Origin of the sequence: Proteus genomosp. 4 str. ATCC 51469 (assembly GCF_003144375.1) — a bacterium.
Classification (GTDB): Bacteria; Pseudomonadota; Gammaproteobacteria; order Enterobacterales; family Enterobacteriaceae; genus Proteus.
In genome coordinates, this window is sequence record NZ_PENV01000016.1 from 89,956 (window position 1) to 109,697 (window position 19,742).

General features: G+C 41.6%; 36 protein-coding genes. 33 read left to right on the top strand and 3 right to left on the bottom strand.

Annotated elements, in window-relative coordinates; genetic code table 11:
* Window positions 1-17: 17 nt before the first annotated feature.
* The 31 genes from DK866_RS15075 to DK866_RS15215 all read left to right on the top strand — a co-directional run bounded on the left by DK866_RS15075 (window position 18) and on the right by DK866_RS15215 (window position 17,356).
* Window positions 18-350 carry an HNH endonuclease gene (locus DK866_RS15075; protein ID WP_109409587.1) on the top strand — a complete coding sequence of 111 codons (333 nt, stop codon included), beginning with the start codon at window positions 18-20 and terminating at the stop codon, window positions 348-350.
* Window positions 343-546, top strand: coding sequence for a Lar family restriction alleviation protein (locus DK866_RS15080; RefSeq protein ID WP_109409560.1), 204 nt, complete (start codon window positions 343-345; stop codon window positions 544-546). The genes DK866_RS15075 and DK866_RS15080 overlap by 8 nt, the downstream gene beginning before the upstream one ends.
* Window positions 503-946 carry a recombination protein NinB gene (locus DK866_RS15085; protein WP_109409561.1) on the top strand — a complete coding sequence of 148 codons (444 nt, stop codon included), beginning with the start codon at window positions 503-505 and terminating at the stop codon, window positions 944-946. The genes DK866_RS15080 and DK866_RS15085 overlap by 44 nt, the downstream gene beginning before the upstream one ends.
* A 2-nt stretch (window positions 947-948) precedes the next feature.
* Window positions 949-1,329, top strand: coding sequence for a hypothetical protein (locus DK866_RS15090; RefSeq protein WP_109409562.1), 381 nt, complete (start codon window positions 949-951; stop codon window positions 1,327-1,329).
* 17 nt (window positions 1,330-1,346) lie between these two features.
* Entirely contained in the window at window positions 1,347-1,613 is a 267-nt protein-coding gene (locus DK866_RS15095) for a hypothetical protein (protein WP_162557012.1), read from the top strand.
* Window positions 1,614-1,618: 5 nt separating this feature from the next.
* On the top strand, window positions 1,619-1,753 hold the full coding sequence (locus DK866_RS20275; RefSeq protein WP_279629004.1) for a hypothetical protein: 135 nt from the start codon (window positions 1,619-1,621) through the stop codon (window positions 1,751-1,753).
* On the top strand, window positions 1,725-2,321 hold the full coding sequence (locus DK866_RS15100) for a recombination protein NinG (RefSeq protein WP_109409564.1): 597 nt from the start codon (window positions 1,725-1,727) through the stop codon (window positions 2,319-2,321). The genes DK866_RS20275 and DK866_RS15100 overlap by 29 nt, the downstream gene beginning before the upstream one ends.
* Window positions 2,308-2,523: a hypothetical protein gene (locus tag DK866_RS15105; protein ID WP_087726538.1), complete on the top strand. Its 216-nt coding sequence runs from the start codon at window positions 2,308-2,310 to the stop codon at window positions 2,521-2,523. Before DK866_RS15100 ends, DK866_RS15105 begins: the two co-directional genes overlap by 14 nt.
* Window positions 2,520-3,107 (top strand): hypothetical protein, encoded by a 588-nt coding sequence (locus DK866_RS15110; protein ID WP_244179714.1) that lies wholly within the window; start codon window positions 2,520-2,522, stop codon window positions 3,105-3,107. Before DK866_RS15105 ends, DK866_RS15110 begins: the two co-directional genes overlap by 4 nt.
* Window positions 3,108-4,142: 1,035 nt before the next feature.
* Window positions 4,143-4,460, top strand: coding sequence for a phage holin, lambda family (locus DK866_RS15115; protein ID WP_109409565.1), 318 nt, complete (start codon window positions 4,143-4,145; stop codon window positions 4,458-4,460).
* Window positions 4,453-4,845 carry a M15 family metallopeptidase gene (locus DK866_RS15120; protein ID WP_109393617.1) on the top strand — a complete coding sequence of 131 codons (393 nt, stop codon included), beginning with the start codon at window positions 4,453-4,455 and terminating at the stop codon, window positions 4,843-4,845. Before DK866_RS15115 ends, DK866_RS15120 begins: the two co-directional genes overlap by 8 nt.
* The gene (locus DK866_RS15125; protein ID WP_109409566.1) at window positions 4,842-5,219 is read left to right on the top strand and encodes a hypothetical protein; all 378 of its coding nucleotides are present in this window, start codon (window positions 4,842-4,844) and stop codon (window positions 5,217-5,219) included. Before DK866_RS15120 ends, DK866_RS15125 begins: the two co-directional genes overlap by 4 nt.
* A complete protein-coding gene (gene lysC / locus DK866_RS20355) occupies window positions 5,107-5,364 on the top strand; it encodes an Rz1-like lysis system protein LysC (RefSeq protein ID WP_109409567.1) in 258 nt (85 codons plus the stop codon). Before DK866_RS15125 ends, lysC begins: the two co-directional genes overlap by 113 nt.
* On the top strand, window positions 5,361-5,525 hold the full coding sequence (locus DK866_RS19845; RefSeq protein ID WP_162557016.1) for a hypothetical protein: 165 nt from the start codon (window positions 5,361-5,363) through the stop codon (window positions 5,523-5,525). The genes lysC and DK866_RS19845 overlap by 4 nt, the downstream gene beginning before the upstream one ends.
* Window positions 5,526-6,034: 509 nt before the next feature.
* Window positions 6,035-6,724 (top strand): Rha family transcriptional regulator, encoded by a 690-nt coding sequence (locus tag DK866_RS15135; RefSeq protein WP_072063061.1) that lies wholly within the window; start codon window positions 6,035-6,037, stop codon window positions 6,722-6,724.
* Between the two features lie 99 nt (window positions 6,725-6,823).
* Window positions 6,824-7,012 (top strand): hypothetical protein, encoded by a 189-nt coding sequence (locus DK866_RS15140; RefSeq protein WP_109409568.1) that lies wholly within the window; start codon window positions 6,824-6,826, stop codon window positions 7,010-7,012.
* A gap of 5 nt (window positions 7,013-7,017) precedes the next feature.
* A complete protein-coding gene (locus DK866_RS15145; RefSeq protein ID WP_063073743.1) occupies window positions 7,018-7,203 on the top strand; it encodes a hypothetical protein in 186 nt (61 codons plus the stop codon).
* 147 nt (window positions 7,204-7,350) lie between these two features.
* Complete coding sequence (locus DK866_RS15150; protein ID WP_109409569.1) at window positions 7,351-7,791, top strand: ubiquitin carboxyl-hydrolase; 441 nt, start codon at window positions 7,351-7,353, stop codon at window positions 7,789-7,791.
* The gene (locus tag DK866_RS15155) at window positions 7,772-9,016 is read left to right on the top strand and encodes a PBSX family phage terminase large subunit (protein ID WP_109409570.1); all 1,245 of its coding nucleotides are present in this window, start codon (window positions 7,772-7,774) and stop codon (window positions 9,014-9,016) included. The genes DK866_RS15150 and DK866_RS15155 overlap by 20 nt, the downstream gene beginning before the upstream one ends.
* On the top strand, window positions 9,016-10,371 hold the full coding sequence (locus DK866_RS15160) for an anti-CBASS protein Acb1 family protein (protein WP_109409571.1): 1,356 nt from the start codon (window positions 9,016-9,018) through the stop codon (window positions 10,369-10,371). Before DK866_RS15155 ends, DK866_RS15160 begins: the two co-directional genes overlap by 1 nt.
* Window positions 10,322-11,251, top strand: a complete 930-nt coding sequence (locus DK866_RS15165) for a phage minor head protein (RefSeq protein ID WP_109409572.1) — start codon at window positions 10,322-10,324, stop codon at window positions 11,249-11,251. The genes DK866_RS15160 and DK866_RS15165 overlap by 50 nt, the downstream gene beginning before the upstream one ends.
* A gap of 3 nt (window positions 11,252-11,254) precedes the next feature.
* Window positions 11,255-12,529, top strand: coding sequence for a hypothetical protein (locus DK866_RS15170; protein ID WP_109409573.1), 1,275 nt, complete (start codon window positions 11,255-11,257; stop codon window positions 12,527-12,529).
* A complete protein-coding gene (locus DK866_RS15175) occupies window positions 12,529-12,966 on the top strand; it encodes a phage cement protein (protein ID WP_109409574.1) in 438 nt (145 codons plus the stop codon). Before DK866_RS15170 ends, DK866_RS15175 begins: the two co-directional genes overlap by 1 nt.
* Before the next feature lie 16 nt (window positions 12,967-12,982).
* The gene (locus DK866_RS15180) at window positions 12,983-14,077 is read left to right on the top strand and encodes a major capsid protein (protein WP_109409575.1); all 1,095 of its coding nucleotides are present in this window, start codon (window positions 12,983-12,985) and stop codon (window positions 14,075-14,077) included.
* A gap of 9 nt (window positions 14,078-14,086) precedes the next feature.
* Complete coding sequence (locus DK866_RS15185) at window positions 14,087-14,260, top strand: glycoprotein (RefSeq protein ID WP_109409576.1); 174 nt, start codon at window positions 14,087-14,089, stop codon at window positions 14,258-14,260.
* 56 nt (window positions 14,261-14,316) lie between these two features.
* Window positions 14,317-14,715, top strand: coding sequence for a DUF7370 family protein (locus DK866_RS15190; protein ID WP_036905480.1), 399 nt, complete (start codon window positions 14,317-14,319; stop codon window positions 14,713-14,715).
* Entirely contained in the window at window positions 14,715-15,056 is a 342-nt protein-coding gene (locus DK866_RS15195) for a hypothetical protein (RefSeq protein WP_109409577.1), read from the top strand. Before DK866_RS15190 ends, DK866_RS15195 begins: the two co-directional genes overlap by 1 nt.
* Window position 15,057: 1 nt before the next feature.
* Window positions 15,058-15,429: a hypothetical protein gene (locus tag DK866_RS15200; protein ID WP_109409578.1), complete on the top strand. Its 372-nt coding sequence runs from the start codon at window positions 15,058-15,060 to the stop codon at window positions 15,427-15,429.
* Window positions 15,426-15,794, top strand: coding sequence for a phage tail termination protein (locus tag DK866_RS15205; protein ID WP_109409579.1), 369 nt, complete (start codon window positions 15,426-15,428; stop codon window positions 15,792-15,794). Before DK866_RS15200 ends, DK866_RS15205 begins: the two co-directional genes overlap by 4 nt.
* A 64-nt stretch (window positions 15,795-15,858) precedes the next feature.
* Window positions 15,859-16,614, top strand: coding sequence for an Ig-like domain-containing protein (locus DK866_RS15210; RefSeq protein WP_109409580.1), 756 nt, complete (start codon window positions 15,859-15,861; stop codon window positions 16,612-16,614).
* A 49-nt stretch (window positions 16,615-16,663) separates the two neighbouring features.
* Complete coding sequence (locus DK866_RS15215; protein ID WP_109409581.1) at window positions 16,664-17,356, top strand: DUF6246 family protein; 693 nt, start codon at window positions 16,664-16,666, stop codon at window positions 17,354-17,356.
* A 20-nt stretch (window positions 17,357-17,376) separates the two neighbouring features.
* On the opposite strand, the gene DK866_RS20210 is transcribed toward DK866_RS15215, so the two are convergent.
* Together DK866_RS20210 and DK866_RS15225 are read right to left on the bottom strand one after the other, a co-directional pair.
* Window positions 17,377-18,192: a phage antirepressor N-terminal domain-containing protein gene (locus tag DK866_RS20210; RefSeq protein ID WP_244179715.1), complete on the bottom strand. Its 816-nt coding sequence runs from the start codon at window positions 18,190-18,192 to the stop codon at window positions 17,377-17,379.
* 71 nt (window positions 18,193-18,263) lie between these two features.
* Window positions 18,264-18,425 (bottom strand): Arc family DNA-binding protein, encoded by a 162-nt coding sequence (locus DK866_RS15225; protein ID WP_109409582.1) that lies wholly within the window; start codon window positions 18,423-18,425, stop codon window positions 18,264-18,266.
* An 85-nt stretch (window positions 18,426-18,510) separates the two neighbouring features.
* Between DK866_RS15225 and DK866_RS15230 the strand changes: the two genes are divergently transcribed.
* Entirely contained in the window at window positions 18,511-18,750 is a 240-nt protein-coding gene (locus DK866_RS15230) for an Arc family DNA-binding protein (RefSeq protein WP_109409583.1), read from the top strand.
* On the top strand, window positions 18,747-19,307 hold the full coding sequence (locus tag DK866_RS19850) for a hypothetical protein (protein ID WP_159262666.1): 561 nt from the start codon (window positions 18,747-18,749) through the stop codon (window positions 19,305-19,307). Before DK866_RS15230 ends, DK866_RS19850 begins: the two co-directional genes overlap by 4 nt.
* Window positions 19,308-19,642: 335 nt before the next feature.
* On the opposite strand, the gene DK866_RS15240 is transcribed toward DK866_RS19850, so the two are convergent.
* A partial coding sequence (locus DK866_RS15240; RefSeq protein ID WP_162556975.1) for an IS3 family transposase occupies window positions 19,643-19,742 on the bottom strand: 100 nt, incomplete at its 5' end.

A 19,742-nucleotide genomic window follows, 5' to 3' on the forward strand; every position in this document is an offset into this window, starting at 1 on the left:
AACGCGGAAAATTGAAAATGTTGTTCGGTGGTCGATGTGCTTACTGCGGTTGTGAGTTACCAGAAAAAGGCTGGCATGCAGATCATGTAGAGCCGGTTCTTCGTGGCCCTGATTTTATTGCTAACAATGACACAACTGAAAATCTTGTCCCCGCGTGTGCTCCATGTAACTTATTCAAAAAAACATACTCAATTGAAGATTTTCGACACGAAATAAAACGGCAGGCAGATAGAGCTAGGCTGTATTCAGTAAATTTCAGAACAGCAGAACGTTTCGGAATGATTGAATTAGTCGATAAACCAGTTGTTTTCTGGTTTGAGCAATATCATCAGGAGGCTAACAGTGAGTGAATTAAAACCTTGCCACCATTGCGAATCTGAAAATATTGAAGTAATGCAGGTATTCAGCAATTCATTTGTTCAGTGTAATCGCTGTGGCGCAAGAGGGCCTATTGCTAAAAATATGGAATTAGCAGTCGAGTATTGGAATGCACGAGGTAATTATGGAGAACTTCTGTCTACACGAATCAACGAAAAATCTATTTGATAACAACGTAATTGAACTACTTAAATCCCACCCAAAACTCAGTGTCACCATCAAGCCTTACAAACCAAAAAGAAGCCTCTCTCAAAACTCATTAAGCCATGTTTGGTACAAAGAAATCAGCGACTACTTGATTAAGTCTGGTCGTGAGTTCTGCACTGAAGTGTGGGTGAAGGAAAGTTTAAAGGCCACTTACTTGGGATTTGAGGTAACTGAATACACCGATGTGTTAACAGGCGAAAAAACGCAACGAGAGACACTTAAGCACACCTCAAGGTTAGATAAAGGGGATATGCATCACTTCTTGCAGAGAGTTGAGGCATGGGCTTCACAGTTCGGTTTAATACTAACTACTCCAGAAGATAGCGAGTACATGAAATTGAAAAGGGAACAGGATGAATAGTTATGGCTAGAGATAACTTTTCAATAGAAAACGCAATCACAATTATCAAATCCGTTAGGCACTTAGATGTATTTGATACAAAAACAGCGTTTGCAGTGACAGATTTAACAATAAATCAATGTCGAGAAACAATAGCAGTTCTTAAGAAAATAAGGGCAATAGATAAATATGGAGATAGCGCAAGGAAGTTTGTTGTTTGTGATAACGCGATACAGCTAATCAAATCATATGCCGACGATAGAGCTGAGGTGAAAGTAGTTAGACAAAAGGCGAGAGAGTTTAAAGCACGGCCCATGAAATTTGTCGATAAGGCCAACGTCTCAGGCATGGGTAATCCGATGTTGATGAAGTTTGATTCATTATTGAGTGGGGTGAGAGTGTGAAAACCAAGTCAACAAAAATGGAACTGGTTAAGTTTGAAAGAAACGAAAACCTATTTCTTAAGGAATATAACGTTACTCACAATAGTGAGACTACAAAGTTAGAGCAGAAAATATCTATTGCCAGAGATAACTTTGGAAAGTTTGAGGTAGATATTGAAATGGATGGATTCCCTCGCATTAGTGATGAAACCGAAGCACTACTCAAATACGGAGAGTGGCTAGAGCGATTAGGTATTGCCATTAGACGTGAAGCTAAACGTGCGGTAAAGCGAGGCGTTCAATGAACTGCATGTCATGCAATAGACCGTTAACAGATGATGAAATTTACGTGTGTAGCAAGTGTGCTGACGAATACGCTCATTTGGAAGTGATGGATAAAATCAAAGGAGGGGGAGATGCAGAAGCTAAGGCGACGGCGCTGTAAAATATGCCGAGAATGGTTTCACCCTAAATACAGTAATATTTGGTGGTGTTGTCCAGAACACGGAGCAGAACTGGCAATAAGGCGAATAAATAAGGAAAAAGAAAAAATATTAGCGAAACGTAAAAAGGAGCAAAGAGAAAAGGAAGTTAAAGCAAAAGACAAACTCAAAGCCCGCAAGTTAGCAGTAAAACCCCTCTCATATTTCACCAAGCAAGCACAGACCGCATTCAACGCATTTATCAGAGAAAGAGACAAGGATGAGCCTTGCATCTCGTGTGGTCGATTTCATGAAGGTCAGTATCACGCAGGACACTATCGAACAACTGGTGCTAATCCAGAACTTAGGTTTGATGAAGATAACGTCCATAAACAATGCGCACCATGTAATAACCATCTATCGGGGAATATCGAAAACTACACACCTCGACTCATAGAGAAAATTGGTCAAGAGCGTTTCGATCGCCTAATGAGTTCTCATGAGTTGCCAAAGTGGAAGCGCGAGGATTATGAGCGGATACGTGATCACTATCGAGCAAAGTTGAAGGAGCTGAAAGATGAGGAGCGATAAATACAAAAGCCTACCAGTTGCTATTACTGTGGCAAGACGGTTATCCAGAGAGTCACTAAAAAGGCAAAGCTTTAGCGTGGTTCAGCTACCTATGGGCATCTTATCAGTATTGGTTACTAGCGATGCAAAGCGTAGGAAGAAATCTATTGTCTACTCAGTAAGTGGCGATGGTCATCACACAGTATTACCGGAGGCGAGATGAGAAAGGCTTCATTTGAACAAATAGCTTACTTCAGAACTGAAAAGGAAATGAGGAAAAAGCTTTTTGGGTCACTCCCAAAGCTAAGTCAGTCAGAAAGGCCATGGACTAGATACATGCTAACCATATGGGGTAGAAACTACCAAGGAGATGATTCGCCTGATGGTCTAAACATAAATGTTATTGGTCGATTAATGACAAGGGATGAATGGGATGACGGCTCAGCCACTTTGATCCGTGCCACTTTTGATAGCTGTAGAAAGATGGGATATACAGGCAGTGAGCTAATCGCTAAGGTAAAAGAAATTATTGCACCAAACAAATCAACACTCGGCGCTCTTCGCCTCGCCAAAGAAAAAGATGACGCCGAATTTGTTGAAAAGTGTATTAACGAAATTTTACCAATAAGTAATCCGCTTCGTGATGTAATTATTAAACGCTATAAGCAATGCAAAAGCCCGCAAAACATTTTAGAGGAGCTATCAAGGAAGACAGGTATAGACCTAGACTCTGCCAAACGTCGCGTTAGGTGGGCATGCACTATGATTGAAGATGCCATTCATCCCATGATTAGTGAAGTTAAGTAGCAATATTTTCTATTTAATTTATTAATAGGAGAAATCTATTGCATTCCGCGCCTAAATAGTATACTGTTTATGTTATGCTCGGTCGTTAAAGCAAAGAGCAGGTAACAAGGTAAAAGAGGCGGCACTTGTTATCGATCCCGCCTAGTTGGTCACTTAGTCTATTTGGACTGGAACTCCAACCGCATCGGCTGAGAGGTCGATATAGTTTGTAATGGTTGGTTATACTTTAATCATCATTCTACCAGTGTGTTAAGTAAGTACGGTCGTGAGGTCCTGACATCTCCGATCTGAGCGTTATCCCCGGCAAGGGATTATGCTTAATTAATAGAACCTCGCTTCGGCGGGGTTTTTTGTTACCGAAACAGAGCCCCTCATAACCTCTACGCAGAATGGAGAAATCTGGTTTGCGATACGTTTGGGGCTTTCGATGTACCCTTATGGGGCTTGAAGACCACGCCACCCGCTCGCAGGCAATAGTTACTACCTGTCTAGTGGCTTGGTGTGGCAGCCTAATTTAGACAAAAGAAAATCCGCAACACCACATTACAGTTGATCTTTTGACTAAATACACCCTCTTCATTTTGGAGAGTTGTGTGATTAGGGACACCAGATGATGTTTTGGTCGACGGATATCTGGTGTCCCTTTCTATTGCTATGTACCAAGAAAGAAATAACAAAGCACACTTGTCATCCGTGCTTTTTGGCGGGGTTAATTGTTAATTTTAACGGCACTTGTTTGGCGACAGACCGTTGTAAGAAACAATTAATCCCGTTTCGTTTTAATTCCCCCGAATTCGAGGGTGTTACCTTCATTGATGAAGGTAGCATGCTTTAAGTTATTGATATTGTTCCGATGCCGGAATTCCGATAACGCTATTTCACATGTTCGGTTATTCCGAACAACTCATTCAGAAGATCGCTTAGGCGGTCTTTTTTCGTATATGCCGACCACAGAATCAATCACAACACCTCACATTCACACAAGAGCTGTGAGTCGGCGTTCTATTAACTAATTCCTCCAGATAGGGGGTGAGTATGAATCATATGAAAGAAAACCCCGATTTATGGGCTCAAATGCTTAACCTCATCGTTATGAATAAAGAGCAGGGCATTAGTGCAATTCTAGCTGGCTCGATGGCAGTTCTTCGGGGTCGATACAATGGCGGTGGATGGGGTAAGACTCTTATTGACGGATTAATGTGCGCATTCTTCGCTTGGTTTGTAAAAGACCTATTAACTCTTCTTGGCATTAATCACGAGTTGGCATATCTAGCTAGCGTATTTATTGGGTATGTCGGTGTTGATGCGTTAAGTAAAATTATTAAAGGCAGAGCGGGGGTGAAAAGTGAGTAAGTTTAGATTAAGCAGACGTAGCGAAGAAAACCTCCGTGGCGTTCATCCTGATTTGGTTAAGGTAGTACATCGAGCATTAGAAATTACCGATATTGATTTTATGGTGATTGAAGGTAAGCGCAATGAAGCCCGACAACGACAATTGGTTGCAAGTGGCAAAAGCCAAACGATGAATAGTCGTCACTTAACTGGTCATGCTGTTGATTGTGCTCCACTGGTAAATAATCAGATCCCCTGGAACGATTGGTCATACTTTAAAAAAGTAGCTGATGCCATGATGCAGGCAGCGAAAGAGTTAGGCGTCGATATCGAATGGGGCGGTAACTGGAAAACATTTAAAGATGGTCCTCATTTCCAATTAACCCATAAGACATATCCAGCATGAATACGCTAACTAAGGTATTAGCTGGGCTACTGGCAATATCCGCATTCTGGCTATGGTGGGTAATAGATGATTACGACAAACTAAGCAAAGATTACAACACAGCAACCAATCAGTTATCTCGCCAAAACTCAATCGCAGAAAACGCCAACCGCACATTCAGGATTATCAACAATGTCTCATCACTTAATAGCGAAGAGCGGAATAGGTCAGCCGTGGATTCTGAAAAAGTTAAAACGGTTATCAAAACTGTTCTTGTCAATAATGATTGCGCCAATACTACTATTCCTAGTGACGCTCTTATCAGGATGCACGACTATTCAGAAAGAATACGTGCCAGTGGATCACATAGCGATACCAGCACACCTAACCGCTGATTGTCTATTGCCATACATACCAGAGCAAATGACATGGGGAGAATCGTTGATGTTAAACATCTCCCTGTTATCGGTTATTGAGCAATGTAGCTCAGACAAGAAAGCAATACGGGAAATTGAACAACAACGACAGGTGATAAAATGAATCAAAAAAATGGATCTGAATTTGACGCAGTAGTTAAACCAATAATGAAGTATCTTGCAGAAAACTATCATCCTCACGTTAAGGTTGTGGTAGATAGCTCCACCGCAGAACTCGTTGAGGTTCATAGCTCAATTTCTACAGATGAATTTATCAAAGATTAATAACGAGCCTCGCAATAGCGGGGCTTTTTAATGGAGAAATATCATGGCAGTAGAAGGTTCAGAGAATCCAGTTAAATTCCGTGAAGAATTGGATAAAAGCATTCCAAAAGAATAAAAAAAGCCCAGCATGGGTGCATGGGCAATACTAACAAGATATCAATCAAAGTATAGCGATGTTTACTTAGTATAGCTTAAGTAAGTATATATACCAGTTTGGTTAGATAAATCGTTTATCCATTAAGGAGAGTGATCATATCTTGACTGCTAGGAACAGACTAGAAGTGACCTGATTAACGTAGTGATACGTGATGATGGTTGCGATCAGTTGTAAGGATTTATTCAATTCAGCACCAATAGATGTATAGCGTGCAAATTTAGTGTCACGCCCGACACACATAAACCAAAGAACCTTTCAGGATGAGCCTTGAGGATAATCAGTAGTGGTCTGGTTAACCCTCTTTGGGCTGGTTACTCCTGGGCGCAAGGTTCATCTCTAAAAGGAACTAACTATGAAGCATTTAATTAAGAAATCAGGCAATCAACCAGTAGTAACAACAGATGTCATCGCCAATGAGTTTGGAAGAGATCACTTCCGAGTGATGAATAGTATTGAATCGTTAATTGCATCTCAACATTTAGGAGCCTCCGATTTCAGAGCCTCCTCTTATGTTACTAAACAGAAAAAAGAACTCCCTTGTTATGAACTAACTGAGCGCGGGTTTCTGATCGCGATGCCGTTTATTGGTGGCGAGAAAGCAAGGGATGGGCAAGTTAGACTAGTTGATAGTTTTATTCAGTTCCGTGAAAAAGCAGCGAGAGAGGCTAAAGTTCAAATAGAGCGCAACATTGCTCGAATGGAATATAAGCCGATGACCGATGCTGTGAAAGAAAGCAAAATTCAAGAAGGGAAAGAACCAGCGCATTATCATTTCAGTAACGAGGCTGACTTAATCAATCGCATCGTGCTGGGTGTGTCATCAGCTAAATTCAGAAAAGACAATGACATCGGAAAAACAGATCCTATTCGCGACTATCTTTCACACCAACAAATTCATGCAATAACAGAACTACAAAGAGCTAATACTGTATTCATTTCTATGGGGTGGGATTTTGAACAACGGAAAGAGTCATTAAAAGGTTTGTTCAATAAAAACCACAAGCAGCCATTAATCGATGAAATACACAGATTGGCGGCGTAGGCTAAAAATTGAGCTTTGCTTGTAAATCAATAAATTACCGATGCACTAAAAGTTGCATCACATGAATAGGCCCTAGTGGCCTTTTTTATTGGGTGGAATATGAAAAATTACAACATAGACGCCAAGACCACAGGGGCTGTAACGAAGGTGGATATAACTCATGGCAACTTGAAGGCTTGTTTGTGTCAGGCTGGAAATGTTAGAAAAATCATCGTTACTGGTCGTGGAAATGTTCGTCAAATCAAAACTATTGCTAAGGCATTTCATGATGTATTGAAAGAAGGCTAGTAATCATGTCAGAAAAATATCACGTAATAGCAACCAAGAAAGACGGTACAACCTACGAAGGCATGATGACCACTAAAGAGCCTCGTGTGACTAACGGGTTAATCGGTATCGCATCACTCGATGGTTCATGGGTATACATATCACCTGATGAGATTAGTGATATTAAATATGTGCCAGTAGTTGAACAGTAAATGATTATTCATTTTAGAAAATTCTACAAATGTCATTCTTTGAGTGGCATTGATAGAGTTTTATATAGGTTTATATCCTCAACGGTGTCATTGATTGCCGGAGATATATAAACGAAACCAGTTAATTATTCTAAAAGAGGCTGATTAATGGCGACTGAAAAGAAAATGGGTCGCCCTTCTGATTACTTACCAGAGGTGGCGGACGATGTATGCGCTCTAATTGCCGATGGTGAAAGTTTGCGTTCTGTATGCAAGCGACCAGGAATGCCAAACACAACTAAAGTCATGCGTTGGTTACGAGAACATCCTGACTTTCGTGAACAGTACGCGAAAGCAATGGAATCAAGAGCTGATGCCGTGTTTGAAGAGCTGTTTGATATTGCTGATGATGTAACAGAAGAACCATCGGCAGTTGCTAAGGCAAGGTTAAGGATAGATACCAGAAAGTGGGCTTTAGCAAGAATGAGCCCTAAAAAGTATGGTGACAAGGTAACTCAAGATATTGATTTGAAGTCATCTGACGGTTCAATGACACCAACTAAAATAGTTTTAGTTGCCGGAGGTAGTAATGACGGTAGCAAGGATTGAAATACCGCCTAAATTAATTCCAGCTTTTGAAGGTAATTATCGCTATCGATGCTCACACGGTGGGCGAGGATCTGCAAAGACAAGAACATTTGCATTAATGACGGCAATTCGTGGTTACATGGCCGCAATGAATGGCCAATCTGGTGTAATACTTTGTGCTCGTGAGTACATGAACTCGTTAGAAGAATCATCAATGGAAGAGGTAAAACAGGCGATTAGGTCTGTGCCTTGGTTAAATGATTTCTATGAACTTGGCGAGAAGTATATCCGCACAAAATGTCGCTCTGTTAGTTATGTGTTTGCAGGGTTGCGACATAACTTAGATAGCATTAAATCTAAGGCGAGAATATTAATCGCTTGGGTTGATGAAGCTGAATCAGTATCAGAAATAGCATGGACTAAATTAACGCCCACTGTTCGTGAGGCTGGGTCTGAAATATGGGTAACATGGAACCCTGAACGAGACGGTAGCGCGACAGATAAACGCTTTAGAAAGAATCCACCTGATAATGCCATCGTTGTCGAGATGAATTACGATGATAACCCGTGGTTTCCATCAGTACTTGAAGAAGAACGATTAAGCGATCAGGAAAGATTGGACTCTGCTACTTACGCATGGATTTGGGAAGGCGCTTATCTTGAAAACTCCGATAAGCAGGTATTAGCCAATAAATACGTTGTTAAATCGTTCCCTGATGACTTATGGCAGAAAGCAGACAGATTACTATTCGGTGCTGACTTCGGTTTTGCAAAAGACCCAAATACATTGCTACGTCAGTTCATTTTAAACGACTGCCTGTACATCGAGTATGAGGTATATGGTGTAGGCGTTGAACTTGATTATATGCCAGCGTTTTACGACAAGATACCTGAGTCTCGCAAGTGGCCGATTAAAGCAGACTCCGCACGACCCGAAACAATCAGTTACCTAAAACGCCAAGGTTTCAATATCTCTGCCGCTAAAAAATGGCAGGGTAGCGTAGAAGATGGCATTACACATCTACGCGGATTCAAGCAAATAATCATCCATCCTCGCTGTAAAGAAACAGCAAAAGAAGCCCGTCTTTACTCATACAAAACAGACCGGATCACAGGTGAGGTTCTTCCCGTTATTGAGGATAAGAATAACCACTGCTGGGATGCGGTTAGATATGGGCTTGATGGGTATATCACACAAAAATCAAACGCAGGCCTATTGGTTCCAAAACGATTACTGAGGCGATAATGCAAGAAAACATGAAACTAGCCGTCAATCACATGGTGAGTGATGCGATAGCTCGTGCCCGTATGGCTTTGGTTAATCCAACCATGGGGCTTGATGCGAAGCGATCATCTGCTTGGTGTGAGTACGGATTCAAACAAGATTTAACCTTTGAGGATTTATATAAGCTATTTCGCCGTGGTGGTATTGCCTTTGGTGGGGTAACAAAGCTCGTAGGTAATTGCTGGAAAACATCACCTCAAGTGATTGAGGGTGATAAAGCAGATAAATACAAGAAAGAAACCACTTGGGAGGCTTCATTTAAAAAGTACGTGAATAAGCGTATTTGGAAAGCGTTCAAAGAAGCAGATCAGAAGCGTCTTGTCGGTCGCTATGCAGGCTTGATCCTTCATATCAACGATAGCGGAAAGTGGCATGAGCCTGTCACGAAATCAAAGTTACTAAAGAAAGCCACACCAGCTTGGGCGAATGCAATTAAGCCTACTGATTGGGTTACTGACATTAACTCTCCTGACTACGGTCAGCCAAGTATGTGGCAGTACACGGAGACGTTGCCAAATGGCGGGACAAGAAATATCAATATTCATCCAGATAGGGTTTTCATTCTCGGTGATTATTCAGTTGACGCTATCGGTTTTCTTGAACCTGCCTATAACGCCTTTGTAAGCCTTGAAAAGGTTGAGGGCGGTTCTGGTGAATCATTCCTTAAAAACGCAGCAAGACAGCTAAATATCAACTACGAAAAGGAAGCCAGCCTTGATGAAATGGCAAGAATGTATGGCGTTGACATTGCTGGGTTGCAGGAAATTTATAATGAAGTAGCAAGAGAAATCAACGCAGGTAATGACTCAGTTCTTGTTACGAAGGGTGCGAGCGTCAGCCCTATGGTTACCGCCGTATCTGATCCGACACCAACTTATATGGTTAACTTGCAAACAGCATCAGCCGCAATGGATATTCCATCAAAAATACTTGTTGGCATGCAGACTGGCGAAAGAGCCAGTACCGAAGATCAGAAGTATTTCAATGCACGATGCCAATCACGCAGAGAAAGTGAACTCTCATTTGAGATAGAGGACTTCATCGACCATCTAATTAATATCAAGGTACTAGACCCTATCGGTGAGAAAACGGTTGTTTGGGATGATTTAAACGAGCAATCAGCTATTGAGAAGCTTGATAGCGCTGAGAAGATGAGCCGAATTAATCAGACAGCCCTCGCTACTAGTGAGCCGGTGTTTAGTGTCGAAGAAATTAGGGAAGCGGCTGGCTATGAAAATGATAGTGAAGAGCCATTAGGTGAAACTGATGAAGATACAGAAGATAAGGACGGCGATAAGACCCGGAACGAAAGCTGACCCAACATCAGTTGATAAACTAGAACGTGGCGCAATGAGAGAGTTTGCGAAACGTATTCGAAGAATATCAAAAGGCTATATTCAACTTCTTAATAGAATCCCCTCTGAGCCAGTCGTCAATAGAAAATACCAATTCGATTTAGACCCTAACTATCTATCAATACTGTTGAGAGATGGTGAGCTAATGGTTGATGAGGTGCTTTTGAATGGTGGCGAGTTCGGTAACTTTCTTTTCCTCGAATACGTCAGTACAGCATACGAAAGAGGAACAGCACAGCAGTATGCAAACTTAGCACAGCAATCAACTGTCTACGCAGCTACTCAACAAAGCATAGCAACGATACTGATGAGTGAGCCATATCAACTAAGAATGGCTCTAGTTCGCGCTCGTGTGTTCGAAGAGATGAAAGGGCTGTCTGGTCAGGTTAAAGCTGACATGGCTCGCATTCTTACGGATGGTATCGCGAGAGGGTTAAATCCTCGTGAAGTAGCGAGAAACCTAACTAATCAAGCTGGCATTGAAACTCGCCGAGCTAATCGGATAGCAAGGACAGAGATAACAAGTGCGTTGCGTAGGGCGCGATTAGATGAAGCTGACGAAGCTAAGGAAATGCTTAACCTTGAAACTCGTGAAATTCATATATCCGCACTAAGCCCAACGACAAGACATCACCATGCAATTAGGCATGGGAACATATACACCACTGATGAGCAACGTGACTGGTGGGCTCGTGATGCCAATTCAATTAACTGTAAATGCTCAACTGTAACCGTTCTTGTTGATAAAGACGGCAAGCCTTACAACAAGACTCTCATCAATAAACTGCTAGAGGAAAAAGAGGCCATGAAAGAACGTGGTTATCAATGGGCGGAGGAATAACTGATGCCAATTCAAGTAAATGTCACAACCAAGGTTAATAGCGCCTCTATTCGGCGTGAAACATACAACGGTCGTGAGCACATTATTATCCCAAGCTACACGCTCCCAGCAAACGTCATTATGAATGGTGGATTATATCCAGGCAGTGAGATTGACGCTCATTATCGAGAATTAGAAGGCACTCCCGCACCTTTAGGGCATCCTACGCTTGATGGTCAGTTTGTATCAGCGCTTTCTTTCGAAGGCCTTAATGTTGGGTATATCGGCGCGGCAAACAGAAATGTTTCCAAGGTCGGTAATCGCATCTATTTAGAAAAGTGGATAGATGTAGACAAGGCTAAAGAGTCAGAAGGCGGTAAAGAAGTTCTTCAGCGCGTCGAAGCGATTGAAAGTGGTGAAAATTCAGAGCCAATTCATACGAGCGTTGCTGTCTTTCTTGAGCAGATTGAAGCAAGCGAAGAACAGAAAGCGCAGGGTTATAACTGGATTGCAAAGATACACAGCATGGATCATGACGCAATTCTGCTTTATGAGTCAGGAGCAGCGACACCAACTCAAGGTGTTGGAATGATGGTTAATGCTGACCAAGCCACAGAGGTTAAAACTAACAGCGGCGCTCTGGTTGGTGAAACTTATCGTGAAAAATCTCATCGACTTGAAATGGCTGCAAAGAAACAGTTCGTTGTTGGTAATGGCTATGCGTGGGTATCGGATTTCACAGACACTCATGCAGTAATCGTTATCGATGGCGGTAATGCAAAACTACATTCCTACACAAATGAAAATGGCAACATCACCTTTGACACGCAAGGCGTAGAAGTTGAGCAACAAGAGTCATGGGTAAAGGTTGTAACAAACAAACTTAAATCAGCTTTCAGTAAACCGCAGGCAAGCCCTGCAATCAATAACAGCACGGAGGGCGATATGCCTTTAACTCAAGAAGAAAAGAAAGAACTCGTAGGTGATATTACTCAGGCATTGGCTGCAAACTTCGCTGAGCAACTAAAGCCAATCAACGAAAAGGTTGATGCATTACAGGTTAACCACAAAAAGCTGGAAGAATCATTAACCGCAAACCAACGTGCAGAAGAAACCGAAATGCGCAAAGTAATTGCCGAAAAATACGGTGAAGTGGTTGCAAACTCACTGCAAGGTCAGGCGCTGATCGATATGCATAAACAAATTGGTGACGCAGCAAGTTTGGCTGGCAACTCAGGCGCACAGCAAGAGCAAACTGGAGCACCAGATCCAGCAGCATACTTTGGAGGTGCTAAATAATGGCTACTAGTCGCTATCGCCGTGTAAATCTTGACGGTAAATCAATCACAGAAACTCGTGCAGCAAAGGCGGTTACGTTACCGGGCACTTTTGTTGTTATTAACTCAGACAATGAATTTGCTCAAGCCACAGCATTATCCGGTCGCATTTATGTAGCTAATCCAGCATATCACCAAGGGTTGTCTATTCGTGATGGCGTTCCCGCTGGTGATTCTCTAGTTGGTGAGTATGTAGAAGAGGGTCGAGAGCTGGCTGTATTAGTTCCTGCTGGTACTTACAAAAAAGACTCTCCGATCAAGCTCGGAGCCAGCGGTAAAGGTGCTCTTGCATCTGCTGATACGGAATCAGTAATTGGATACTCTCAGGATGAAGTGACGCTAAAAGCTGATGATTTCATTCGTGTTCGCTTTCGTGTTGGCACTGTGGCTGCTGCGTAATTAAAAGGAAAAAACTATGTTTTATACTGCTGAAACTTTAGCAACAAATAGCCGACTGCAACGCCAGTGGGATAGCCTGTGGGCTACACGTAATATCTATAACACGCAACATAACCTGATGATTAACCAGTATCAAGGCGTTATGGATGGTGAGACATTAGCGGCAAACCAGTCAGGCGGTTTCTCTAAGGACTTTTGGAAAGAAGTTGATAACAACATTATTCAGTTGCGCGACCAAGAGACAGGCATGGAAATCGTCAATGATTTAATGGGCCTGCAAACAGTGTTACCAATTGGAAAGACAGCAAAACTGTATAACGTGGTTGGAGATATTGCTGATGACGTATCAATCAGTATTGACGGTCAAGCTCCATACTCTCATGATCACACTGATTATGGTTCTGACGGCGACCCAATCCCAGTATTTACCGCTGGATTTGGTGTTAACTGGCGTCATGCTGCTGGTTTAAGCACAGTTGGTATTGACCTTGTTCTTGATTCTCAAACTGCAAAAATGCGTCAATTCAATAAGAAAGTAGTTAACTACTTCTTAAATGGTGATGCGTCAATTAGCGTGGAAGGTTATAAAGGCCAAGGCCTGAAAAATCACCGAAATACAGCGAAAATCGACTTAGGTGCTTCTGGTGCTAATATTGATTTAACTACAGCTGACTTACCTGCATTGTTAGCGCTCTTTGGTTTTGGTGGCGCGTTTGGTCAGACTGCATTCAACAACAAAGTAGACGCTTACGATGTTATGTGGGTGAGTTACGAAGCATGGGGTAACTTAATCAAGCCTGTAGTTGTTTCTGTTGGTGCTGGTGCAGGTAACAGCGTGGTAAATGGTCGCATTATCGATACGTTACTACCGTATGCTGGCGTGAAAGAAATTCGCCCTACTTATGCGCTTAAAGGCTCTGAGTTTATCGCTTATCAACGCCGTAAAGATGTAGTGACACCGTTAGTTGGTATGGCAACAGGTGTTGTTCCTAAACCTCGCTTTATGCCACAGGAAAACTATAACTTCCAAATCATGAGCGCAGCAGGTCTGCAAATTACTCGTGACGGTGACGGAAAGTCAGGTGTGGTTTACGGTGATAAACTGAGCTAAGGATCTGCAATGAAAAAGTACGAGGTTATTATCCCTTGGCATGGTGTCGAAAAGGGTCAGGTGGTTGAGTTAGAAAATCTTCATCCAGCCTTTAAGGCTAATGTTAGAGCATTATCTAATGATGCTGCTGAACTGGTTCCAGCCACACCAAAAGCCAAGTCTAAAAAAGACAAAGACGAATAGCCGCGAAAGCGGTTTTTTTATGCCCTCGAAAGGGGGCTTTGCTTTGTGAGGTAATCATGATCACAAAAGAGCAAGCCAAAGAGTACCTGACAGGGCAGGGGATAGAATTACCTGATTTTATTCTCGAAGCACTTATTGAGCAGGTAGGAAGTATTCAAGAATGCCTTGATAAACACTATCCATCAGCAACCGCGCTGTTAATCCAGATGTACTTACTATCACTTATGGCGCTTGGTCAAGGTGATAAGTATATCAGCTCACAAACAGCACCTAACGGCGCATCACGCTCATTTCGATATCAATCGTTTGGTGATAGATGGAAATCGGCTGCGTCACTACTGCGTGGTTTAGATAAGCACGGTTGTGCTAATGGGTTAATACCAGACGATCCAACTCAAACTGCTCACGCTGGTTTGTGGATAGCGAAAGGCGGCTGTATGTGTAGGGGGGCGTAATGAGTTCAGTTGCAAATTGGGCTTACACCTCGTGGGCTACTTTATGGCGACCAAACGGAAAAGATAAATACGGCAAAGTTACATTCTCAGAGCCGGTTCATTTTCTTTGTGGCTATGGTAGTGAGCTTAAGTCTGGAAAGTTAGATATCGGCTCTGAAATCACCATTAAGTTGGTTTTCTGGACTGAGTATGCTGATGCTAAAAAAGGTGACTTTATCGCTATTGGTAGGCACTCAGGCGATCCGTTATCTGTCGGTGCTGATGAAATAAAATTCATCAAACGCGATGAAGACCTATTTGAGCATATTGCAGATGACTACACTCTGATAACGGCGGTGTGATATGGGCGCAAAAGTAAGGGGTATTTCTCAGGCTAACGCAAACCTTAGAGCGCTTGTAGGTAACATTCATGGCAGAAAGGTTGTTAGGGCAATTAAATCAGCATTAGATACCGGTAGCGCGCTAACAGCTCTGTATACACCGATTGGTAAAACATCAACACTGATAAATTCGCAATTTAGAGAAGTGAAAGTTAATGGAACATTAGTTACTGGTAGGGTTGGTTACTCCGCTAACTATGCTGTTTACGTTCATGATCCTAGAGTTAAACAAAAATTCAGACGCTCAACGGCAAAGAAAGAGTTTCTCAAATTGTCATTTGAGGAGGCAAGAGCTGAGATAGATATAGCAGTGAGACGGGAGCTTCAAATATGATACATGAGAAGTTTGAGCGCTACTTAAACAGAGGTAATTTGCTCGATGGTTTCATCGTTCAATATCTGACGTGGAATGAGCAACCAGACGAAAAGACTCAGCAATATGCTGTTATTCAGCCTGATGATGGTAGTGGTCGATTTGCTGATTTGGGTGCTGATGATTTCGTGACGCTTTTTCTAGTATCTGCGCAGTATGATCCTGAACCCGCATTGATAAGAGCTAATGAAATTCTAAATTACGTTGCTAACAACTCGTTAGATTGCGAACTCAATTCAATCTACAACTTAGGCGGTCTACCAAGACCTATACCAACAGAAGAAGGTCGGTTTATCCTTAAGCTTTCTTTCCGCTGTACATCTTAAATTAAACATATCTCAACAGGTCGCTTATGCGGCCTTTTTTATTTGCAAATAAAGAGGTTATAACATGGCACAATGCCCTGATGATAAAGGCCTAGTAATGGGTAACGCAGGTATTCTGCGCATTGCAAAAGGCTGTCCTGACCAAGTACCAGCACAAGATAAATTCTTGCGATTAGGTGCGCTAACAAGCAAGTCATTTGATTTCGGTATGGAGACAGTGGCATCTAATGCTGATGACACTAAAGGCTTAACTGAGTCAATTGTTACTGGCGCTGACTTTACCATTAGTTTTGATGGTGAATTGAAAAAAGCTGGTGTAACCGGTTCTACTTCCGCTTTCGACATTGCCAAAGAAATCCTTGATGAAATCAAAGCAAGTCGCCAACCAGCATATTGGGTTCAGCTTGATATGAAAGGAGATGGTTCTGATGTTGTTCAGGGTTACATGACTTTCACGTCCTGGTCAATGGAGTTTCCAACAAAAGAAATTTCCACTTACTCAGGTGAATTGAAAGTTGCTGATGCAGAAACGGTTGAATGGCTACAAGAAGAAATCGTTGTTGAAAGCGTCGCAGTAGAGCCAGCCACCCTGTCTGTAAAAGTGGGTGAAACCAAAACATTTACTGTCAAATTTACACCAACCGATGCGACGAACAAAAACTACACCGCTGTGAGCGATAAGACAAACTTTGCAACAGTTACTCAGTTTGTGAACGTGGTCACTGTGCGTGGCGTTGCTGAAGGCACTGCGAACGTTACTGTAACATCCGAAGATGGTAGCAAGACAGCCAAATGCGTGGTCACTGTTACCGCTGCTTAATATTACAAAGGGTGCCCTCGAGTACCCTTGATAATATTCAGGAGGGATTATGACGCCTATTTTAGAAATCGGTGAGATGGTTATCTCTACTGATAAAAAGGATTACTTATTTAGACCATCGTTCATCAATATGACAAGAATTGGTGAGCCTAAGCAGATTGTGAGTGCGTATGGTCAATTAAATGGCACAGAGGTACAAGATTTAATTGCTCGTGCCGTAATGAATTATAGGGTTATTCCTGAGTGGTTAATAAAAGCGATTAGCAAGCCAACATATGGGCGCAATATCCTACAAACTGCAATGATAGTGATGCAGGCGTGTTGTGATGATGACTGTTCGGAAATCATTGGAGAATGGAAGTCAGGTAAACGTGGTATTGTCTATAAAAACGGTAAGATGCCAATCGCTGACATTATCGTCATTGCCAGAGAGTTGTTCACTCACGGAATTATCGGTAAAGCTAAGATCCGCAAACTTCAACGTAACGAAGGCAAAAGCGAATTCTCAGATGAGTTTATGGCAATTGACTACATTAGCTCTGCTCGTGCTCATTTTGGTATGAATCGGGAAGAATCCGAACAGTTAACCATGACTGAATTTCAGATGATGCTCAAAGCTAAATACCCTGATGAGAAAGGCTTCACTAAAGAAGAATATGACAACATCATGAAACAAGATGATAAGCGTAATGATGATCTGATCAGTGGTAAACGCCGATTGGTGAGCAGGAAGAGAAAGTAGCCCATCCTTGGGCGTTATGTTTACTTGATTAATACAGGATGTTTTCCGTTTAAGCTTTCCTGTAACCGAATAAGGGTTGAATATCCATCTCGGAGTCGGTCACGCAATCTGTAAGCAATCGGCGAATCGACACTGCATAACGCTGGATATAATTCAACTTTCCATGCGGTGTATATGGCTTCGTAATGTTTGGCTAGCACATTTACGTGGTGAGCATCCATATCACGATTAGCTCTATCTTGAGTAACTTCTCGTGGGGTTTCTTTAGGAATGTATTCACCTTCCAAAGCATCAAGATAAGAGATTGCCAGCGGTATCTGCTCTGGTAACAGTTCATTGATGTGTTCAACGCCGAACTCTTTGTGAATATGTTTCCATATATCGGGATAAATATTACCAACCCCATGAGCAATTAAGCGCTCTGCTGTTTGGCGTAAAGGGATCAGTTCTTTGGCTGTTGATTGGCGAAAGTTGGTTTTCTTTTTAACCTCACCAGTAGTCCAGTATTCGTAAAGTACATCGTCACACTCTTCTTGATACTTGATTACTTTATCGCGGATCTCCGGTTTGACTTTGTTAGGGCTAATAGTGTGAAGCCAGCCAGCAAGTTTACGGAGGGTGAGGCAAATCATTGATTGCTCACCGCCTTTTGAAGGTATCACGATTTCCGTGATCCCTTTACTAAACCTTTGTTTTAGCTTTTCAAATTGAGATTGCCAAGTTAAACCCATACCTTCAACTATTGGCTTCATTGGTACATATGGTTCGCCGTTGAAATTTACCACATACAGGTTGTTACCGTGGAAAGGTACGTTAATTGTTGATACACTATTCATAGTTCGTTTCTCGTAAGTTTCGGACTAAACTTGAGACCTCGACTGTTAGCGCAGTTGGGGTCTCTCTATTTTTACTCATTGGTTACTGTCTTATCTTTTAAATATTCCATCACAATTCTGTGAACTTCATTATTTAAAGATCTTCCGTTTTTCTCTGCCCACTGCTTAACTAGTTCAATGTCCTTTTCAGGCCAACGAAAATTAAGCTGTGGTAGTTTTCTTGCTCCCTTCATTCTCAACCTCTTTATAAACCACCGTGGTTCAATTGAGAATGTACTATCACCGTTATAGACTGTCAAGAAAAATTAAGGTGATAATATGAGCAGAGAATATCCTCAATTTAAATTAAGAATGCCACCTGACATGCATGAGAAATTAAAAGAGATTGCAGAAAGGAATGGTAGGTCAATGAATGCTGAGATAATTCAAATTATTCAAGAGTCCATTAATAAAGATTACGGGCAATCTAAAATAGAGAATATTGCAGATATTGAATCTAAAAAATTTAGAGAGATGTTTATTGAAACAGTCAAAAAGATGTATAGGGAGGAAGAATGATTTCCTCAAAATGCATTCTCATGTGCCTCGTAACTATTCTACCTGTTTTATTCTTGAATAATGCTGAAGCGAAAAATTGCAGAAAAGGAATTCCCTGTGGCAACACATGCATTTCTGCAAACAAAGTATGCAGGGTAGGAACATCGAATAGTTATACATCTAATCCATCTACAACAAATAATTTACGCTCTTATACGAATACAGAGTCTTCATCATCTTTGACTCACAACTCTAGTAGTGCCGCATCATTAGCTAGTCGAACAACAAGCAATAGTAAAACCTATAATTGCATATACTCAAAAGCTGTATTAATTGGTGATGCCATGGGGCAAATGCAAGGCAGATTCCATACAAAAGTAATACTGAATGGTGATAAATTTACAGCGATAAGACCCGATGGATATAAATTAATTAGCCCTGCAATGAAGGCAAAAAATAACGGGTTTTATATGGAAAAAGACAGTAATTATGTCTATGTAATGGCGGAAATACATAATGAATACGCTGTTTCGAATATAAATACAAAAGAAACTGAGCAATGGGTAGAGTGTAAATAATTTGCTCCCATTTGCACCACAAACAGCTAAACTAATAACAAATTAACTAACGAGGATGGTGTTGTGAGGAAGGTTAGATTAACTATAATTGGACTTATCTCTGTGTTTGTAATCGCTTTATTAGCGGTTAATGTTGTTTCCATAGAAAAAGCTAATGAGCGACATTTTTCAGAATATTGTTCAGAGTTGACAAGAGCATTGGTAAAGGCACCTCTTTCTTATAAGTTAAATGATTACACAGTAAGAGTATCGCCAATGACGAAAGATGAGCTTGAAGAGGTTGTTCAAATGGCTCCTTTTAATAACATTGATGATGCTTGTTCTGCGCAACTAAATCAGGACACTTTTCTTAAGGAATTTTGTTCATACTCAATGGGGGACAGATCACCGTTGGCAGTATGAAGCCTTTCTAGGTTGTAATAGCGCATATACGCG

Coding starts and splice junctions, on each gene's coding strand:
- DK866_RS15075 (WP_109409587.1), top strand. CDS start 18: ATGTTGTTCGGTGGTCGATGTGCTTACTGCGGTTGTGAGTTACCAGAA.
- DK866_RS15085 (WP_109409561.1), top strand. CDS start 503: ATGGAGAACTTCTGTCTACACGAATCAACGAAAAATCTATTTGATAAC.
- DK866_RS15090 (WP_109409562.1), top strand. CDS start 949: ATGGCTAGAGATAACTTTTCAATAGAAAACGCAATCACAATTATCAAA.
- DK866_RS15095 (WP_162557012.1), top strand. CDS start 1,347: ATGGAACTGGTTAAGTTTGAAAGAAACGAAAACCTATTTCTTAAGGAA.
- DK866_RS20275 (WP_279629004.1), top strand. CDS start 1,619: ATGTCATGCAATAGACCGTTAACAGATGATGAAATTTACGTGTGTAGC.
- DK866_RS15100 (WP_109409564.1), top strand. CDS start 1,725: ATGCAGAAGCTAAGGCGACGGCGCTGTAAAATATGCCGAGAATGGTTT.
- DK866_RS15105 (WP_087726538.1), top strand. CDS start 2,308: ATGAGGAGCGATAAATACAAAAGCCTACCAGTTGCTATTACTGTGGCA.
- DK866_RS15110 (WP_244179714.1), top strand. CDS start 2,520: ATGAGAAAGGCTTCATTTGAACAAATAGCTTACTTCAGAACTGAAAAG.
- DK866_RS15115 (WP_109409565.1), top strand. CDS start 4,143: ATGAATCATATGAAAGAAAACCCCGATTTATGGGCTCAAATGCTTAAC.
- DK866_RS15125 (WP_109409566.1), top strand. CDS start 4,842: ATGAATACGCTAACTAAGGTATTAGCTGGGCTACTGGCAATATCCGCA.
- lysC (WP_109409567.1), top strand. CDS start 5,107: ATGATTGCGCCAATACTACTATTCCTAGTGACGCTCTTATCAGGATGC.
- DK866_RS19845 (WP_162557016.1), top strand. CDS start 5,361: ATGAATCAAAAAAATGGATCTGAATTTGACGCAGTAGTTAAACCAATA.
- DK866_RS15135 (WP_072063061.1), top strand. CDS start 6,035: ATGAAGCATTTAATTAAGAAATCAGGCAATCAACCAGTAGTAACAACA.
- DK866_RS15140 (WP_109409568.1), top strand. CDS start 6,824: ATGAAAAATTACAACATAGACGCCAAGACCACAGGGGCTGTAACGAAG.
- DK866_RS15145 (WP_063073743.1), top strand. CDS start 7,018: ATGTCAGAAAAATATCACGTAATAGCAACCAAGAAAGACGGTACAACC.
- DK866_RS15150 (WP_109409569.1), top strand. CDS start 7,351: ATGGCGACTGAAAAGAAAATGGGTCGCCCTTCTGATTACTTACCAGAG.
- DK866_RS15155 (WP_109409570.1), top strand. CDS start 7,772: ATGACGGTAGCAAGGATTGAAATACCGCCTAAATTAATTCCAGCTTTT.
- DK866_RS15160 (WP_109409571.1), top strand. CDS start 9,016: ATGCAAGAAAACATGAAACTAGCCGTCAATCACATGGTGAGTGATGCG.
- DK866_RS15165 (WP_109409572.1), top strand. CDS start 10,322: ATGAAGATACAGAAGATAAGGACGGCGATAAGACCCGGAACGAAAGCT.
- DK866_RS15170 (WP_109409573.1), top strand. CDS start 11,255: ATGCCAATTCAAGTAAATGTCACAACCAAGGTTAATAGCGCCTCTATT.
- DK866_RS15175 (WP_109409574.1), top strand. CDS start 12,529: ATGGCTACTAGTCGCTATCGCCGTGTAAATCTTGACGGTAAATCAATC.
- DK866_RS15180 (WP_109409575.1), top strand. CDS start 12,983: ATGTTTTATACTGCTGAAACTTTAGCAACAAATAGCCGACTGCAACGC.
- DK866_RS15185 (WP_109409576.1), top strand. CDS start 14,087: ATGAAAAAGTACGAGGTTATTATCCCTTGGCATGGTGTCGAAAAGGGT.
- DK866_RS15190 (WP_036905480.1), top strand. CDS start 14,317: ATGATCACAAAAGAGCAAGCCAAAGAGTACCTGACAGGGCAGGGGATA.
- DK866_RS15195 (WP_109409577.1), top strand. CDS start 14,715: ATGAGTTCAGTTGCAAATTGGGCTTACACCTCGTGGGCTACTTTATGG.
- DK866_RS15200 (WP_109409578.1), top strand. CDS start 15,058: ATGGGCGCAAAAGTAAGGGGTATTTCTCAGGCTAACGCAAACCTTAGA.
- DK866_RS15205 (WP_109409579.1), top strand. CDS start 15,426: ATGATACATGAGAAGTTTGAGCGCTACTTAAACAGAGGTAATTTGCTC.
- DK866_RS15210 (WP_109409580.1), top strand. CDS start 15,859: ATGGCACAATGCCCTGATGATAAAGGCCTAGTAATGGGTAACGCAGGT.
- DK866_RS15215 (WP_109409581.1), top strand. CDS start 16,664: ATGACGCCTATTTTAGAAATCGGTGAGATGGTTATCTCTACTGATAAA.
- DK866_RS20210 (WP_244179715.1), bottom strand. CDS start 18,192: ATGAATAGTGTATCAACAATTAACGTACCTTTCCACGGTAACAACCTG.
- DK866_RS15225 (WP_109409582.1), bottom strand. CDS start 18,425: ATGAAGGGAGCAAGAAAACTACCACAGCTTAATTTTCGTTGGCCTGAA.
- DK866_RS15230 (WP_109409583.1), top strand. CDS start 18,511: ATGAGCAGAGAATATCCTCAATTTAAATTAAGAATGCCACCTGACATG.
- DK866_RS19850 (WP_159262666.1), top strand. CDS start 18,747: ATGATTTCCTCAAAATGCATTCTCATGTGCCTCGTAACTATTCTACCT.